The sequence below is a fragment of the Hymenobacter sp. genome (assembly GCF_031398885.1).
In the GTDB taxonomy this organism is placed as follows: Bacteria; Bacteroidota; Bacteroidia; order Cytophagales; family Hymenobacteraceae; genus Hymenobacter.
Window position 1 is genome coordinate 1 of sequence record NZ_JANNOD010000010.1, and the last position, 15,812, is coordinate 15,812.

Sequence of the window (15,812 nt, forward strand, 5' to 3'; positions counted from 1 at the left end):
CGAGATCGTAGACGAGGGCGCGGTTCATCTTCTTGTTGAAATCGAAGTCGAAGCTGCTCAGGGAGCGCTCGGGATCACGGAAGTGAGCTTGCTTGGTGCGGCGCTCGAAGAGCCGGTCCTGCCGACGCAGCAGCTCGTCGGAGACGAGAGCCGAGACGAGGTCCAGTGGGACCATCTTCTCGGTCTGCGCCTGGCGCAGTCGTGTCTCGAGGACGTCGGCCATGCCCGAGAGGCGGAGTTTGCGGAGTGCGTGATCGAGTTCGACCGTATTCATGTCGGGTCTCCTGTCTTGCGATCGATGAGATCGCGGTAGAGGCAGAGCTGTCGGATGAGCGGGTCCACCTGACGCAGGCTCAGCGGCACTGACGGGCGCCGCTCGAGGTAACGGCGCAGGAAGCGGTAGTTGGGCAGGCCCAGTTCCAGGGCCTCCTTGGCGGCCTCATCGACAGCCGCGGGGCCGTGTTTCCTGGCGAGGGAGAGCACGCCCAGGATGCGGCGCACTCCCAGATCACCTTCATCGCGGTGGATGTGCTCGCACAGGGCGCCGATGTGTTTCCCTGCGGTTCGGGCGCGCTGCAGTAGCGCCTCGGTGCCCCGCGGCGTGCGCGCGGGGCGGTCCTCGTCCCGGATGCGATGGAAGCCGCGGCGCTGGCGCAGATGTTCGCGCAGCAGCTGGCCCGTCTTGGGGGCGAGCAGCCGCACGTGCAGCTCGTCCCATTGCACCTGCACCCGCTGGCCGATCCATCCCGGCGGCGCGCCATAGTAGGCAGCCTCGACCTCGACACAGCCGTCGAGGTGCACCGTGCGCTCGCCGAAGCGGTAGTAGCGAAAGGGCTCGAGGGGCAGCTCGCGCAGCGCCGGCTTCTCCTCGGCAAACATCACCGCGACCTGGCGCTTGGTGGTGCCGTGGATGCGCGTGTCGGCCCAGCGCTCCTCCCAGCGGTCCAGATACGCCTGGGCCTGCTCGATGCTGTCGAAGCGCTGCCCTTTGAGTGGAGTCTTCTGGGCGTGGCCCACCGCCGATTCGACCTTGCCCTTGCGGTCGGGGTGACCGACGCGCGCGGGCAGCGCGACCACGCCGTGGTGTGCGAGGAAGTCCCGGTACAGCGGATTGAGCTCCGGGTCGTACACGTCCGGCTTGATCACGCCTTCCTTGAGGTTGTCGAGCACGATCGAGCCAGGCACGCCGCCCAGGCGGCGGAAGGCCTCCGCGTGCAGCTCGCACCACACGCGCGAGCTCGACTTCCAGGCCAAGAGCCACACCGACTTGCGGCTGAAGCCCAGCGTCAAGGCGAACAGGCGCGTGCGGCGGTACTTGCCGGTCTGGGCGTGACGCACCAGCGGGCCTTCGCCGTAGTCGACCTGGCCTTCCTCGCCCGGCGCGGTCGTGATGACCACCCGTGCTTCCGCCGGCGTGCGATCGCGCAGCGCCCACAGCAACGAAGTGCTGACCTACCTCACGTCCTGGAACAACCCCGGCACGGCCTACGACTACGACCCGGCCGCCCGTAAGCTGGTGGTGAGCGTGTTCGACGTGCAGCCCGCTTACCCCGGCGTGGCCGACCTGGTGGTGGAAGAGCTGGAGGTGCCCAGCCACGACGGGGTGATGGTGCCGCTCTCGCTCATCTACAAGAAGGGTCTCAAAAAGGACGGCAACGCCGTGTGCTTCATGACCGGCTACGGGACCTACGGCATCTCGGCTACGCCCTACTTCAGCCGGCGCAACCTGGCTCTGCTCAACCAGGGCGTCGTGCTGGCCGAAACCCACCCGCGCGGCGGCTCCGAGAAGGGCCAGAAGTGGTACCGCGCCGGCTACCAAACCACCAAGCCCAACACCTGGAAGGACTTCATTGCCTGCGGCGACTACCTGGTGAAAAACAACTACACCAGCCCCCAGCACCTCATCGGCGAGGGCACCAGCGCGGGCGGCATCCTCATCGGCCGGGCCATCACGGAGCGGCCCGACTTGTTTGCCGCCGCCATCAGCAACGTGAGCTGCTCCAACGCGCTGCGCATGGAAAACTCGCCCAACGGCCCCGTCAACGCCCCTGAGTTTGGCACCGTGAAGGACTCGGCGCAGTGCATGGCACTGTATGAGATGGACGCCCTCCAGCACGTGAAGCCGGGCACCAAGTACCCCGCCGTGCTCTGCGTGGGCGGCATGAACGACCCGCGGGTGGTAGTGTGGCAGCCCGGCAAGCTGGCCGCGGCGCTGCAAAGCGCCAGCACCTCCGGCAAACCCGTGCTTATGCAAGTGAACTACGACAACGGCCACTTCACCGAAGACAAAAAAGTGACCTTCCGCAACTTCGCCAACATGTACGCCTTCGCCCTGTGGCAGGCCGGGCACCCGGCTTTTCAGCCCAGCCCGGTGGCGGTGAAATAAAGGCCTAAACACCTTCGTCATGAACTTTCCTGCTTCTTCCCGGGCGGCCCTGTTGGGCGCGCTCCTGATTGCTACGGCCTGTTCGGCCGATAAACAGCCGGCGGAAACGGTGGCCGTACCCCCGGCAGCGGCGCGGGCGCCGGTTGCGGCATTGTCGCCGCCCGTTGCCCCGACGCCGGCTGCTGCCGCTTCGGCCGGCTTCGATCTGGCCGCGGTGCCCGTTGTCACGCCCCAGCTGGGGGCGTTTCCCTATTTCAGCCTGCTGGACGGCTACGTGAAAATGGACGAGAAAACGGCCCCCGGCAACTCGGCCCGCGAGTTCAACAAGGACGCCAACTTCGACCGCTACGAGTTTTTCGACGGCGCGAAGCTGATTCCAGTGGAGGGCCGCTTGCGCACGGTCAGTGCCCTGGGCAAGACGGCCTCGTTCTTCCAGGCCCAGAAAACCTACGAAAAGCTGGTGCGCGACCTGGGCGGCGTGACCGTGTTCGAGGGCGCCTCTCAAAAGATGAAAGAACTCAAGCTCAAGTACGAAGAGGGCCGCCACCGCGGCCGCTACGGCCTGGACATGGACGAAAAGCAGGGCGTGTACCTGCTGCGTACCCCCGACAAAGAAGTGTGGGTGGAGGTGTACAAAACCTACTCCAGCGACCCCGAAAACTACTGGCTGACGGTGATGGAGCGCAAGGTCCTGCCCATGGAAGCCACCGTGCTGCCCGCCGCCGAAATGAAAAAGGCTCTCGACGCCACCGGCCACGTGGCCCTCTACCTCAACTTCGACACCGACCAGGCCACGCTCAAGCCCGACGCCCAGGCCACCATCGCCCAAATCATCAGCCTGCTGGCCCAGAACCCTGACCTCAAGCTGGCCGTGCAGGGCCACACCGACAACGCCGGCCCGCCCGCGCACAACCAGGAGCTGTCCGAAGCCCGCGCCCGCACCGTAATGGCCACCCTCACGGCCCAGGGCATTGCGCCCGCGCGCCTGCAAGCCGCCGGCTTCGGCCAAACCAAACCCCTGACCAACAACGACTCCGAAGCCGGTAAGGCTAAAAACCGTCGCGTGGAGCTGGTCAAAATGTGACGAAAACCTCTCTGAAATGTGCCGAGCCGCGCGTGGCGAAACTTCCAGAAAACAGCCAATACCAAAAAACAGCCAACATGACTTTTATGAAATACCTGCTACCAGTTGCCGCCTTGCTGGCCCTGCTGCCCGCCGTCGCCTTTGCCCAGGTGGGCGTGGGCACCACCACGCCCGACGCCAAAGCCGCCCTCGACGTTCGCGCCACGGACAAGGGCCTGCTCATTCCGCGCCTCAGCGAAGCCCAGCGCCTGGCCATCGGCAGCCCGCCCCAGGGCCTGATGGTGTACCAGACCGATGGGGCCGAGGGCTTTTACTACTTCGGCGGCAGCGGGCGTACCGCGGCCTGGGTGTACCTCAACCCGGCCGGCGGTGGGGGCGCCCCGGCCGACAACTTGGGTAACCATACCGCCACCCAGAGCCTGAACTTGGCCGGCCAGTTGCTGGTGGGCGGCACCGCCGCCATGCCCGGCACCGTGGGCCTGCGGGTGGACGGCGCCGGCCGGGTTGGGATTGGGCTGGCGGCGCCCACCGAGCAGCTGGAGGTCGCCGGCGACGTGAAAATCGTGAACCCGGCGCGGAGCACCGGCAGCGGCCTCGTTTTTGCCGACGGCACCAAGCAGACCACTGCCGCTACCGGCGGCGGTAGCTTCTCGCTGCCGTACACGGGTCTGACCAGCAGCGGTGGCAACGCGTTTGCCGTGAGCAACACGGGGGCCGGCAGCGGTATCTACGGCACGACGAGCCAAGCCCTGGGCACGCTGACCAACGTGGCCGGGGTGGTGGGCGAGGGCAACGGCTCGCAGGCCGTGGGGGTGTTGGGCCTGACGACTACGGGCTACGCCGTGCGGGGCATTGCCGCGGGCAGCAGCGGCGTGGGCGTTTATGGGCAGGGCAGCGGCAACAACGGGGTGTACGGCGTGAGCACGAGCAGCTCGGGGGTCTATGGTACCGTAACCAACGCCACGTTCAGCAACGTGGCCGGCGTGCAGGGCGTGGGCGTGGGCAGCGGCACGGGGGTACTAGGCAGTAGCACCAGCAGCAGCGGCGTATTTGGCCAAACAGCCGCTGGCAATACCGGCGGTGTGGCCGGCGTGGAGGGCACCAGCACCAACAGCAGCGGCACCGGCGTGCTGGGTACCACCACCAGCGGCACCGGCGTGCGCGGCGAGGCCACGGGCAGCAGCGGCTTCGGGGTAGTGGGGGTGGCCAGCGGCAACAACGGCAACGGCGTCATTGGCAATGCCAGCGGCGGGGCTACGGGCGTAACAGGGCAAGCCAGCGGCACGGGCCGGGCGGGATATTTCAACCAAAGCAACGCCAGCAACACCGTAGCAGCGGTGGAAATCGTGCAGAATGGCACTGGGCCGGCCCTACGACTGACCGGCAAGGTAACCACCAACAACACCGGCCCGGCTAACATGCTGCCCGTAGCATACGGCCGGGTGGCCAGCGACGGTACCCTGGTTAATTCGACTGGGAACGTGACGGTAAGCTACTTTCCAGGAAGTGCCAGCTTCGACGAACGGTACTTCTTGCAAGTTAATGGATATACCAGCACTACTGCCCGCCGCCTTATCGTGTTAGTAGGGCCAACCGGTAATTCCAGGCCTACCGTGCATTACGCCAACTGGCAAAACGAGGTTTGTGAAATTGGCATTTACCAATTTAGCGTACTGAATACCTATGCCCGGTTCACTGCCGACAGGTCCGTTTTTAATTTCGTTATCTACGACCCCGAGCTTTAAAAGGCAGCCTATGCCCTTCGGCGCGGCTTTACTAGTTTACGTTAGGCCAAATGTTGTCGGCAACCAGTTTCGCATCGCCGGCCAGCCGGGGGCCGAAGTGAGCTGGCAGGTCACGGGCATCCGCCGCGACCAGTACGCCGAACAACACCGCATCCCGGTCGAGCAGCCTAAAGAGCCTCAAAACCGCGGCCGCTACCCTACGCCCACCGCTTTTGGCCTGCCCGAGAGCCGCGGCATTGGGTTTCAGGCACTGGCGTCCCGCCCCGCCCCGGTGGCGACGGCCGGGCACTGAGCGGGGGCCGTCGAGTGCTGGCCGCCCGCCTATTTTTGGCAACTCCTCCCCGCACTGCCGGCCATGTCTCCTTTCCCGCACCTCGAAACTGAGTGTCTGCTGCTGCGACAGCTAACCGAGGCCGACCTGGGCCGCATCGTGGCGCTGGCCGGGGCGGAAGCCGTCGCGGCCACCACCCTCAACATTCCGCACCCTTACGCCAAAGCCGATGCCCGGCACTGGCTCGGCCTGGCCCGGCAGGGCTTCGCCCGCCAGGACGCCTACATCTTCGGCATCGAGCGGCAGGAGTCCGGCGAGTTCATCGGCGGCATCGGCCTGAGCCTGACCGCGCCCCACCGCCGGGCCGAGGCCGGCTACTGGCTGGGCCAGCCCTACTGGAACCGCGGCTACGGCACCGAGGCCCTGGGGGCCCTGCTGCGGTTCGGGTTCGAAACACTGGCGCTGCACAAAATCACGTCCTCGCACTATGCCATCAACCCCGCTTCGGGCAAGGTGATGACCAAAAACGGCTTGGTAAAGGAAGGCGAGCTGGCCGCCCATATCCTCAAAAACGGCCAGTGGCACGACCTGTGGGTGTACGGCCTGCTGCGCGCCGCCTACGCCCCGCCCCGCTAGCGACCCTACCGCCAGGGGGGACCCAAAAATAAGTGCCAATAAAGTTGTTCCCTACTGAGGGGGACTGAAAAAATACGAACTCAAAAGCTGAACTACGCCGAACAGAAGCTGCTGGTCCGCAGCGGGCAGGCTCACGTGCGGCTGCTGCAAGCCCGCCCGGCCGGCTTACGCGCCGAAGCCGCCGCCCCGGCCGACGGCGTTGGGCCGGGGTTGCGAAGCCACAACTGCTGCCAAATGCCGTCCGCCGTCCGCCTGCCGCGTCAGTTACTCAGCAGCGGGTGGGCCTCAAAATACTGCCACGCCCAGCGCAGCACCAGCACGCTGCCCCAGCCCACGAGGGCAGAAATGGCCACGAAGGCCAGCAGCAACAGCGCCACCAGCCCCTTGCCGCTGCCCGAGTGCCGGCCCTCGGCGTAGTGGCGGCGCAGCAGGGCCACGTTGCGCTCGTTGCTTTTGTAGGCGAAGTCGAACACGTTGCCAATAATTGGGATGGCCCCAATGAGGGTGTCGAGCAGAATGTTGAAGGCCATGCGCACCACTACCGCGCCGCTGGCGCCGTGCCGCAGCATGGTGAGCAGCAGCGCCCCCGACACGGCCAGCGTCGACAGGTCGCCCACCACGGGCAGCAGGCCCAGCAGCGGGTCGAGGCCGAAGCGGAACCGGGTGCCGGGCAGCCGGAACTGGCTGTCCATGAGGCGGGCAATGCGCGCCACCGAGCGCAGCCGCGCGTCGGTGTCGAGGGTGGCGGGCAGGGACGGGGAGTTGGGGAGGGGCATGGGAAGCGGAGGAAGGAGGCCGATTATACGGCCCTCGGTTCCGGCCGGATATCAGCTCGGCTCTGTGCCAAGCCCGGCGGGCGCGCGTCGGCGACGTGTGCCCGCCGGGCACGCTTCAATTCACAAAAAAAGCCCCCGCTTTTATAGCAGGGGCTTCTTCGCAACCAAAGCAGAAACTTACGCGGCTTTCTTCTTTTCCAGCACCTCGTCAATCAGGCCGTATTCCTTGGCCTCGTCGGCGCGCATCCAGTAGTCGCGGTCCGAGTTGTCGTGGATTTCCTGGTAGGTTTTGCCGGTGTGCTGCGCCAGAATGTCATACAGCTCCTTTTTCAGCTTGAGGATTTCGCGGGCCGTGATTTCAATGTCCGACGACTGGCCCTGCGCCCCGCCCGAGGGCTGGTGAATCATAACGCGGGCGTGGGGCAGCGCCGAGCGCTTGTTGGCCGCACCGCCCGCCAGCAGCACGGCGCCCATCGAAGCGGCCAGGCCGGTGCAAATCGTGGCCACGTCGGGGTTCACGTATTGCATGGTGTCGTAGATACCGAGGCCAGCGTACACCGAGCCGCCGGGCGAGTTGATGTAGAGCAGGATGTCCTTCTTGGCATCGGCCGACTCCAGGAACAGCATTTGCGCCGTCAGGATGTTGGCGATGTAGTCGTCCACGGCCGTGCCCAGGAACACGATGCGGTCCATGATGAGGCGCGAAAACACGTCGATTTCCCGGAAGTTCTGCGGCCGCTCCTCGATGACCGAGCGCGTCATGTTCGTGGGCAGGATGAGGCCGCCGCGGGTCTGGCCTTCCACGTGCTGGATGTATTGGTCCACGCCCAGCCCGCTGAGGCCCTGGTGCTTAACGGCAAACTTGCGAAACTCTTGTTTATTGAGCATTTGAAGAAAATGGAGCGCCCGCCGAAGCCGGCGCGGGTGAGATTGAAAAGACGCGAAACGGTAAGGAATGTTGTAGAGGCGCATCCTTGCGTCTCGTCGTTGAACAACCCGGCTGCTTCGTTCAACGACGAGACGCAAATATGCGTCTCTACGCCGCCCAGGCAAGCCCCACAACAAAAAAGCCCCTACGTTTCCGTAAGGGCTTTTCCAAAAATCGGGCTGCCGAGCAATTAGCTGTGCAGGGTCCTAAATTCTTCGGCCGTTACGGGCTTGTCGGTAACAACAACTTTGCCGCGCAGGTTTTCCAACACCTTCTCTGCCAGAATGGCCTCGTACTCGCTCACGTAGTTTTTGCCGTTCTCCTGCTTGAGGAAGCTGTCGGCGTAGCTGCGCATCGACTCGCGCATCTCGTCGGGCATGTTCGGCATGTTGAACTGGCCCATGATTTTGTCGAGCGTGCGGTTCACGATTTCCTCGTTGCTCACCTTCAGGCCGGCGTCTTCCACCACCTTGTTGCGAATCATGCTCCACTTCAGCTCCTTCTCGTAGTCGGCGTAGTGCTCCTCTACTTTCTCGGGCGTCAGCTTGCCTTCGTTGGCGCGCACCAGCCACTTCTTAAAAAACGCCGTGGGCACCTTGATGTCCACGGTGCTCACCAGCTGCTCCACGATGCCGTTGTTGAGCGCGCCGTCGCTCTCGCGGTCGTAGTTGGCCTGGATGGTTTCGCGCACCTTGGCGTCAAACTCCTCCTGGCTCGAAACCGCCTCCGGGCCGAACACCTTGTCGAACAGCTCCTGGTTGAATTCGGGCGCGGCCGTGCGGTTCACTTTCTCCACGTGCAGCTCGTAGTCGCCGGTGGCCGCCGCCGCTTCTTCCTTGCTCAGGCCCGAGAAGTTGGAAATTGAAGCCGCGTCGTTGCTGAAAGCCGCCTGCAAATCAAATGTCACCACGTCGCCGCCCTTCTTGCCGACGAACTGCGCCACGTCGCCGGTCACCTTATTAATCGGCAGCAGCACCGTGCGGCCTTCGCTTTCCTCACCAGCCTTCTTCAGCTTGCCGAAGAGGTAGTCGCCGGCTTCCGACTCGTCGGGGTTGGTGGTTGTGCCGTACTGGCGGGCAATCTGCTCGTTGGTTTGGGCCAGGGTTTCCGCGTCGATGGTCACCCGGTGGCGCTCCACCTGCAGGGCCCCGTCGGCGGGCAGGAGGAAGTCGGGCAGCAGGCCCAGCTCGAACTGAAAATCGAAGTCCTTGTCGGTGTCGAAGTTCACGTTGCTCGGCACGGGCAGCGGCTCGCCGAGCAGCTTGATGTTGTTCTCCTTAATGTAGGAGTCCACGGCCTTGCCCAGCATCTTGTTGATTTCCTCGCCCAGAATGCCCTTGCCGTACATTTTCTTCACCATGCCCACCGGCACCATGCCGGGCCGGAAGCCCTTCACCTGGGCGCGTTTGGTGTACTCCTTAATCTGCTTGTCGACGGTGGGAGCGTAGTCGGCTTCGGTGAGTTGTACGGTCAGCAGCCCGGTGAGCTGCTCGTCGTTGCGGTCCAGCGTAATGTTCATGCGAAGGAAAAGCGCCCAAGCGGGGGCTTGCGCGGCGGGGTTGAGGTTAAAAAGAAACCCCCAACCGCAAAGCTGAGGGCCCAAACAAAATGTAAAGTGCGGATAGAGGGACTCGAACCCACACGCCTTGCGGCACCAGATCCTAAGTCTGGCACGTCTACCAATTTCGCCATATCCGCGGCATTGCCCTAACCGTTTGTTACGGGCCCGCAAAGGTACTCGCCAGCGGCCTTGCGTGCAAAGGGGAGTCAGAATAGGATTACACGGCCCGTAACAAACGGTCCTGCCGAGCTTGCCGAGGCATCTCGCGTGGGGAAGCAATTCGGTCGTTCCACGGCGCGAGCGAGATGCCTCGGCAAGCTCGACGTGACGTTCTTCAGCAGGCCGTCCTTTCGATATGCTGCTGCCTGGTGTCGACGGCCACCTTTTCTCCCCACGCTTTGTTACTTTACTCATTATGCCCCCCGTTATTTCCCCCGAAGCCGAGCGCCAGGAAATCCTGCGCCATTACCGCCGCCTGCTGCGCACGGCCAAGCCGTATTTAAAGGACGGCGACCCCAAGCTCATCAAGAAGGCGTTCAACCAAAGCCTGGAGGCGCACAAGGAGATGCGCCGCAAGTCGGGCGAGCCCTACATTCTGCACCCGCTGGCCGTGGCCCAGATTGCGGTGGAGGAAATCGGGCTCGGCACCACGAGCATCGTGGCGGCCCTGCTGCACGATGTGGTGGAGGACACGCCCACCGAAATTTCGGACATCGAGCGCGAGTTCGGCAGCAAGGTGGCCCGCATCATCGACGGGCTCACGAAAATCTCTGGGGTCTTCGAGTACGGCACCAGCGAGCAGGCCGAGAACTTCCGCAAGATGCTGCTCACGCTGAGCGAAGACGTGCGCGTCATTCTCATCAAGATTGCCGACCGCCTGCACAACATGCGGACGCTGGACTCGATGCCGCGGCACAAACAGCTGAAAATTGCTTCGGAGACGCTGTATCTGTACGCGCCGCTGGCCCACCGGCTGGGGCTCTACACTATAAAGAGTGAGTTGGAGGATTTGTACCTCAAATTCACCGACACCGAAACCTACACCGACCTCAAGGCCAAGGTCCGGCAGAGCCAGAGCGCGCGCAACCGCTTTATCAAGGAGTTTGTGCAGCCGATTGAGGACGAGTTGAAGGCCCAGGGCTTCGAATTTGAGATAAAGGGCCGACCCAAGAGCATCTATTCCATTCTCAAGAAGATAAAGAAACAGAACATCACCTTTGATGAGGTGTATGACCTGTTCGCCATCCGGGTGATTATGGACGTGCCGCCGGAGCAGGAAAAAGCCGCTTGCTGGCAGGTCTACAGCATCGTGACGGACTTCTACCAGCCTAACCCCGACCGCCTGCGCGACTGGGTATCCACGCCCAAGGCCAACGGCTACGAGAGTCTGCACACTACGGTGATGTCGCGCGCCGGCCAGTGGGTGGAGGTGCAAATCCGCTCCCGCCGCATGGACGACATCGCCGAGAAAGGCTACGCCGCGCACTGGAAATACAAGGATACCGGCAGCATCCAGCCCGAAAGCTCCCTGGAAGGTTGGGTGAACAAGGTGCGCGAGATGCTGGAATCCAACAATTCCAGCGCGCTGGAATTCATGGACGAGTTCCGCCAGAACCTGTTCGTGAAGGAAGTGTACGCCTTCACGCCCAAGGGCAAGCTGGTGATTCTGCCGGACAAGGCCACGGCGCTGGACTTTGCCTTCGACATTCATTCGCAAATCGGCCTGCACTGCCTCGGCGCCAAGGTGAACCAAAAGCTGGAGCCGCTCAGCTACGAGCTGCACAACGGCGACCAAGTGGAGATTCTGACTTCGCACAAGCAGCGCCCCACGGCCGAGTGGCTCAATTACGTCATCACGACCAAGGCCCGCTCCAAAATCAAGGATTTCCTCCGCGATGACAAGCGCGCCAAGGCCGAGGACGGCCGCTTCTTGCTCGAAAAGCGCCTGGAGCTCATCAGCGTGCCCTTTACGCAGGAGAACTTCAACCGCCTGCTGGCCTACTTCAACGTGCCCACGGCGCAGGAATTCTATTACCGCCTCGCCGTCGGCCAAATCGACGGCCGCACCATCCGCGAGTCGCTGTTCCACGCCGACAAGCCCGTTTCGAGCGTGCCGTCCGTGCTCGAACCCAAAACCTTCGACCACGAGGTGCAGAAAATCCGTGGCGTGCGGCCCGACATGCTCGTGGTGGGCGAGCACACCGACAAGTTTAACTACAGCATCGCCCGCTGCTGCAACCCCATCCCCGGCGACGACGTGTTCGGCTTCGAAACCGACACCGGCATCATCATCCACCGCACCAGCTGTCCCCGCGCCGTGGATTTGATGTCGAACTACGGCAACCGCATCGTGCGCGCCAAGTGGACGGAGCAGCTCGAACTGGCCTTTCTGGCCGGCATCCGCATCAAGGGCACCGACCGCGTGGGCCTCGTCAACGACGTGACGCGCATCATCAGCACCAGCCTTAAGGTGAACATGCGCGCCATCACCGTGGACAGCAATGACGGCATCTTCGAAGGCCAAATCATGGTGTTTGTCAACGACACCGACCACCTTAACAAGCTCATCCACCGCCTCAGCCGCGTAAACGGCGTGCTGCAAGTGGAGCGGTTCGATTCAGCCAAATGAGCAGTATTGCTACCATCACCTGCCACGGCACCGACGTGAACGAGCGCACCCAATGCGCCCACTACCACTCCGAGCGCGACATCATTGCCATCAAATTCAAGTGCTGCGACGAGTTCTACGCCTGCATCCAGTGCCACGAGGAAGCCGCCGACCACGCGCCCGCAGTGTGGCCTAGCTCCGAATTCAATACCGAAGCCATTCTCTGCGGCAACTGCCAAAGCACCCTCAGTATCACCAGCTACTTAAGCTGTGACAACACCTGTTCAAGCTGCCAGACTGCCTTCAACCCCGGCTGCGCCAATCATTATCACCTTTACTTCGAGCGCTAAGAACCTAAAGCCGCCCGCGCCGCTTACTTGGCTCGGGCTTCTACTTCCCTCAATACCTATTAGTACCGTGAACACAACTCGAATAACCCCGTCCATTCCCCCGCCACCCGCCGCCGAGGCCGGGCAGGCAGTAGGCGGCTCCTCCGAAACCGGCTACGCGGCCAAGCACACCCCCAGTGCCGCCTCCCAAGCCATCCTGAATACCGACAAGCTTGAAGAAGTTAAGAAGCTCTTCACCGCCCACCTCGAAAACAAAGGCCTGCGCAAAACCGGCGAGCGGTACGCCATTCTCGAAGAAATCTACGCCCGCTCCGGTCACTTCGACGTGGACGAGCTCTACGCCGGCATGAAGGAGCAGGGGCTGCAAGTGAGCCGCGCCACGGTGTACAACACGCTAGACCTACTAGTAGAGCAGGGCCTCGTCAGCAAGCACCAGTTCGGGCGCAACCTCGCCCAGTACGAGAAGAGCTACGGCTACCGCCAGCACGACCACGTCATCTGCACCGAATGCCATAAAGTGGTGGAATTCTGCGACCCCCGCATCCACGGCATCCAAACCATGGTCGGCGACCTGTTGAACTTCCATATCTTGCACCATTCTTTAAATCTTTACGGCATCTGCGGCGACTGCCGCGCCCAAGCGGCCGCCCGGAACACCGCCACTCCCGCATGACCTCCACCAGCTCCGTCCAGAACGGCATCCTCTTCGTCCGCCTCACCGGCGACCTCATCGGCAGCCCCGACACCGACCAACTGCTCGAATCCGTCAACGACCACCTCGGCGAGGCCGTCCCTCACTGCGCCATCGACCTCTCCGAAGTCCGCTACATCAACAGCACCGGCATCGGCGTCCTCGTTTCGCTCCTTACCAAGTTCCGCAGCCGCGGCGGCGAAATGGTCCTCATCAACCCCGCCGACCACCCCAAGAAAATGCTGGCCCTCACCAAGCTCAATAACATCTTCGCCGTAGCCCCCGACGAGGCCGGTGCCCGCCAACAACTCACCCCGGCCGCCCTCTAGGCGGCCGTTTTTTTGCTCAATTCATTTTATTACTAGTAAAATACCCTCCGCACAACCCCAAACTCGCCAAGCTCCCCCTCTCCACGGGAGAGGGGGCTGGGGGGTGAGGTGCCACGCGGAGGGCGAAACCCAATCACCATGCCCGTAGACGTATTAGTAGGCCTCCAATGGGGCGATGAAGGCAAAGGCAAAATCGTAGACGTCCTCGCACCCACCTACGACGCCGTGGCCCGCTTCCAGGGCGGCCCCAACGCCGGCCACACCCTCACCTTCGACGGCATCAAGCACGTCCTGCACCAGGTGCCCAGCGGCATTTTTCACCCCCATATCCTCAACATTGTCGGCAATGGCGTCGTCCTCGACCCCATCGTCTTCCGCCAGGAGCTCCAAAAACTCACCGATAGGGGAGTGGATTGGGCCAAAAACCTCTACATCTCCAAGAAAGCCCAGCTCATCCTGCCCTCGCACCGCGCCCTCGACCGCATCAGCGAAGAAGCCCGCGGCAACACCAAAATCGGCAGCACCCTCAAAGGCATCGGCCCTACCTATTCCGACAAAATCGGCCGCGTCGGCCTGCGCGTAGGCCACATCCTGCTTCCCGATTTTGAGCAGCGCTACAAGGAAGCCGTCGCCCAGCACGCCGCCATCGCCGCTCACCACCACAAAGAGCTGGAAATCGACGCCATCGAAGCAGATTTCTTCTCCGCCGTCGCCTTCCTGCGCACCCTGCAACTCACCGACACCGAATACCTCCTCAACGACCTCCTCACCCAGGGCAAGCGCATCCTCGCCGAAGGTGCCCAAGGCTCCCTACTAGACATCGACTTCGGCTCCTACCCCTACGTCACTTCGTCCAGCACCATCGCCGCCGGCGCCTGCACCGGTCTCGGCATCGCCCCCAAGCACATAGATAAGGTCTACGGTATCATCAAAGCCTACAGCACCCGCGTTGGCAGTGGCCCGTTCCCCACGGAATTGCACGACGAAGTCGGCGAACAAATCCGCCAAGCCGGCCGCGAGTTTGGCTCCACCACCGGCCGCCCCCGCCGCACTGGCTGGATAGACCTGCCTGCCCTCCGCTACGCCATCATGCTCAACGGCGTCACCGAGCTCCACCTCATGAAGGCTGACGTGCTCGACGGCTTCACCGAAATCCAGGTCTGCACCCACTACCGCACCGCCACTGGCGCCACCACCCCCCAACTCCCCGACCCCGGCGAACTCACCACCGTCACCCCCGAATACCTCACCCTCCCCGGCTGGCACACCGACCTCACCACCCTCACCGACGCCGCCCTACTCCCCCCCAACCTGCTCGTCTACCTCGATTTCCTTGAACGCGAGCTGCAAGTCCCCATCCGCATTGTCAGCGTCGGCCCCGACCGCGTGAGCACCCTTCATAGGTAATAGGAGGGAGGTACCACCCCATCCTAGCTATATACAGCAGCTTCAAGAGCAGAAAAGCGAGGAAGAAACGGGCCTGTCATTGAGACGGGAATGTTTCCTCCTCGCTTTTCTGTGTCATTCCCCGGCAGAAATTCACCTCAAACGTCCTCATCATTAATAAAGCGCACCTTGCATCATCAGCTTCATTTAAGCCAATCTGATGGTCGTGTTGCTGTTGCAACACACAAATCAGGGTGCTTCATTAAGCCAGCTTACGCCAATCAGTGCTTAATGCAGGTATGCTAACCGCATAGACCAAGCCACCACACGAAATTTTTCGCCGCATAAATCAGCTACTTACAACCACATTCCAGCTATTTCGTACAGGACCCCTTGCTGCCCCAAAAACTCCTTCTACCTTTGCAGTCCCAAAACGTCAAACGGACTACGGGAAACCTCGAAACGAAAGCTAAAGGGGATTTTTGAAAGGCACGGAACTTCAGCCTGGATTAGCTTGTCTACCCCACTGCGGTCAGCAGCAATCCTTGAAAATTTTTCTTTCGAACCTGTTGCAAAGCCAAAAAAACCCACCGTACCTTTGCAGCCCGCTTCAACCGGAAGCAGTCATATTTGAAAAACTAACGAAAAGATTTCTAAAAAATTTTCGCTTAAAAGTCGACAAGTTAACAAAAGCTGTTACCTTTGCACTCCCAAATCTAACGGCCACTGTACTGACATTGGCACTGGGTTATAAAACCAACCCACACTGTTACTTCAAATGGAAGTAACACACGTTCTTTGAATGACGGAAACAAACAAAATAGTAAGTGTTTCACTTGCTGCTTTCCCCTCGGGAAAAACACAGTGAAACAAACCAAGCGAAACGAATTAGACGATAACGTCAATATGTGAGCAAGGTCAGCACTCGACATCAGCCCCGGTACGCCGGGGTGTAGAAGAATTTTACAATGGAGAGTTTGATCTTGGCTCAGGATGAACGCTAGCGGCAGGCCTAATACATGCAAGTCGAACGGTCGTAGCAATACGATAGTGGCGCACGG

The 15,812-nt window shown here is 62.0% G+C and carries 14 protein-coding genes, 1 tRNA gene, 1 rRNA gene and 1 pseudogene; 11 read left to right on the top strand and 6 right to left on the bottom strand.

What is annotated here, in order from left to right:
• A partial coding sequence (locus RMO51_RS01190) for an ATP-binding protein (protein WP_310391270.1) occupies positions 1-223 on the bottom strand: 223 nt, incomplete at its 3' end.
• Positions 224-270: 47 nt separating this feature from the next.
• Positions 271-1,392, bottom strand: a pseudogene (istA, locus tag RMO51_RS01195) (IS21 family transposase); the annotation flags it as partial.
• A gap of 22 nt (positions 1,393-1,414) precedes the next feature.
• Here istA and RMO51_RS01200 point away from each other — a divergent pair.
• The 5 genes from RMO51_RS01200 to RMO51_RS01220 all read left to right on the top strand — a co-directional run bounded on the left by RMO51_RS01200 (position 1,415) and on the right by RMO51_RS01220 (position 6,122).
• Complete coding sequence (locus tag RMO51_RS01200) at positions 1,415-2,386, top strand: prolyl oligopeptidase family serine peptidase (RefSeq protein WP_310391272.1); 972 nt, start codon at positions 1,415-1,417, stop codon at positions 2,384-2,386.
• Between the two features lie 19 nt (positions 2,387-2,405).
• Complete coding sequence (locus RMO51_RS01205; protein ID WP_310391275.1) at positions 2,406-3,470, top strand: OmpA family protein; 1,065 nt, start codon at positions 2,406-2,408, stop codon at positions 3,468-3,470.
• Positions 3,471-3,556: 86 nt separating this feature from the next.
• Entirely contained in the window at positions 3,557-5,215 is a 1,659-nt protein-coding gene (locus RMO51_RS01210; protein ID WP_310391277.1) for a hypothetical protein, read from the top strand.
• A gap of 10 nt (positions 5,216-5,225) precedes the next feature.
• The gene (locus RMO51_RS01215; protein WP_310391279.1) at positions 5,226-5,507 is read left to right on the top strand and encodes a hypothetical protein; all 282 of its coding nucleotides are present in this window, start codon (positions 5,226-5,228) and stop codon (positions 5,505-5,507) included.
• 63 nt (positions 5,508-5,570) lie between these two features.
• Positions 5,571-6,122 carry a GNAT family N-acetyltransferase gene (locus RMO51_RS01220; RefSeq protein WP_310391282.1) on the top strand — a complete coding sequence of 184 codons (552 nt, stop codon included), beginning with the start codon at positions 5,571-5,573 and terminating at the stop codon, positions 6,120-6,122.
• A gap of 260 nt (positions 6,123-6,382) precedes the next feature.
• On the opposite strand, the gene RMO51_RS01225 is transcribed toward RMO51_RS01220, so the two are convergent.
• The 4 genes from RMO51_RS01225 to RMO51_RS01240 form a co-directional block, all read right to left on the bottom strand.
• Positions 6,383-6,898, bottom strand: coding sequence for a DUF4112 domain-containing protein (locus RMO51_RS01225; protein WP_310391284.1), 516 nt, complete (start codon positions 6,896-6,898; stop codon positions 6,383-6,385).
• 177 nt (positions 6,899-7,075) lie between these two features.
• Entirely contained in the window at positions 7,076-7,786 is a 711-nt protein-coding gene (locus tag RMO51_RS01230) for an ATP-dependent Clp protease proteolytic subunit (protein WP_310391285.1), read from the bottom strand.
• Between the two features lie 230 nt (positions 7,787-8,016).
• Entirely contained in the window at positions 8,017-9,345 is a 1,329-nt protein-coding gene (gene tig, locus RMO51_RS01235; protein ID WP_310391287.1) for a trigger factor, read from the bottom strand.
• A gap of 97 nt (positions 9,346-9,442) precedes the next feature.
• A tRNA-Leu gene (locus tag RMO51_RS01240) sits at positions 9,443-9,524 on the bottom strand.
• A 278-nt stretch (positions 9,525-9,802) separates the two neighbouring features.
• Between RMO51_RS01240 and RMO51_RS01245 the strand changes: the two genes are divergently transcribed.
• The 6 genes from RMO51_RS01245 to RMO51_RS01270 form a co-directional block, all read left to right on the top strand.
• A complete protein-coding gene (locus tag RMO51_RS01245; protein WP_310391289.1) occupies positions 9,803-12,016 on the top strand; it encodes a RelA/SpoT family protein in 2,214 nt (737 codons plus the stop codon).
• On the top strand, positions 12,013-12,345 hold the full coding sequence (locus tag RMO51_RS01250; protein WP_310391290.1) for a CHY zinc finger protein: 333 nt from the start codon (positions 12,013-12,015) through the stop codon (positions 12,343-12,345). The genes RMO51_RS01245 and RMO51_RS01250 overlap by 4 nt, the downstream gene beginning before the upstream one ends.
• 193 nt (positions 12,346-12,538) lie before the next feature.
• Entirely contained in the window at positions 12,539-13,018 is a 480-nt protein-coding gene (locus tag RMO51_RS01255; RefSeq protein ID WP_310391296.1) for a transcriptional repressor, read from the top strand.
• On the top strand, positions 13,015-13,365 hold the full coding sequence (locus tag RMO51_RS01260; protein ID WP_310391292.1) for an STAS domain-containing protein: 351 nt from the start codon (positions 13,015-13,017) through the stop codon (positions 13,363-13,365). The genes RMO51_RS01255 and RMO51_RS01260 overlap by 4 nt, the downstream gene beginning before the upstream one ends.
• A gap of 138 nt (positions 13,366-13,503) precedes the next feature.
• Entirely contained in the window at positions 13,504-14,772 is a 1,269-nt protein-coding gene (locus RMO51_RS01265) for an adenylosuccinate synthase (protein ID WP_310391294.1), read from the top strand.
• A gap of 944 nt (positions 14,773-15,716) precedes the next feature.
• Positions 15,717-15,812 (top strand): 16S ribosomal RNA (locus RMO51_RS01270); the annotation flags it as partial.

Coding starts and splice junctions, on each gene's coding strand:
- RMO51_RS01225 (WP_310391284.1), bottom strand. CDS start 6,898: ATGCCCCTCCCCAACTCCCCGTCCCTGCCCGCCACCCTCGACACCGAC.
- RMO51_RS01215 (WP_310391279.1), top strand. CDS start 5,226: ATGCCCTTCGGCGCGGCTTTACTAGTTTACGTTAGGCCAAATGTTGTC.
- tig (WP_310391287.1), bottom strand. CDS start 9,345: ATGAACATTACGCTGGACCGCAACGACGAGCAGCTCACCGGGCTGCTG.
- RMO51_RS01210 (WP_310391277.1), top strand. CDS start 3,557: ATGAAATACCTGCTACCAGTTGCCGCCTTGCTGGCCCTGCTGCCCGCC.
- RMO51_RS01205 (WP_310391275.1), top strand. CDS start 2,406: ATGAACTTTCCTGCTTCTTCCCGGGCGGCCCTGTTGGGCGCGCTCCTG.
- RMO51_RS01220 (WP_310391282.1), top strand. CDS start 5,571: ATGTCTCCTTTCCCGCACCTCGAAACTGAGTGTCTGCTGCTGCGACAG.
- RMO51_RS01265 (WP_310391294.1), top strand. CDS start 13,504: ATGCCCGTAGACGTATTAGTAGGCCTCCAATGGGGCGATGAAGGCAAA.
- RMO51_RS01245 (WP_310391289.1), top strand. CDS start 9,803: ATGCCCCCCGTTATTTCCCCCGAAGCCGAGCGCCAGGAAATCCTGCGC.
- RMO51_RS01230 (WP_310391285.1), bottom strand. CDS start 7,786: ATGCTCAATAAACAAGAGTTTCGCAAGTTTGCCGTTAAGCACCAGGGC.
- RMO51_RS01260 (WP_310391292.1), top strand. CDS start 13,015: ATGACCTCCACCAGCTCCGTCCAGAACGGCATCCTCTTCGTCCGCCTC.
- RMO51_RS01250 (WP_310391290.1), top strand. CDS start 12,013: ATGAGCAGTATTGCTACCATCACCTGCCACGGCACCGACGTGAACGAG.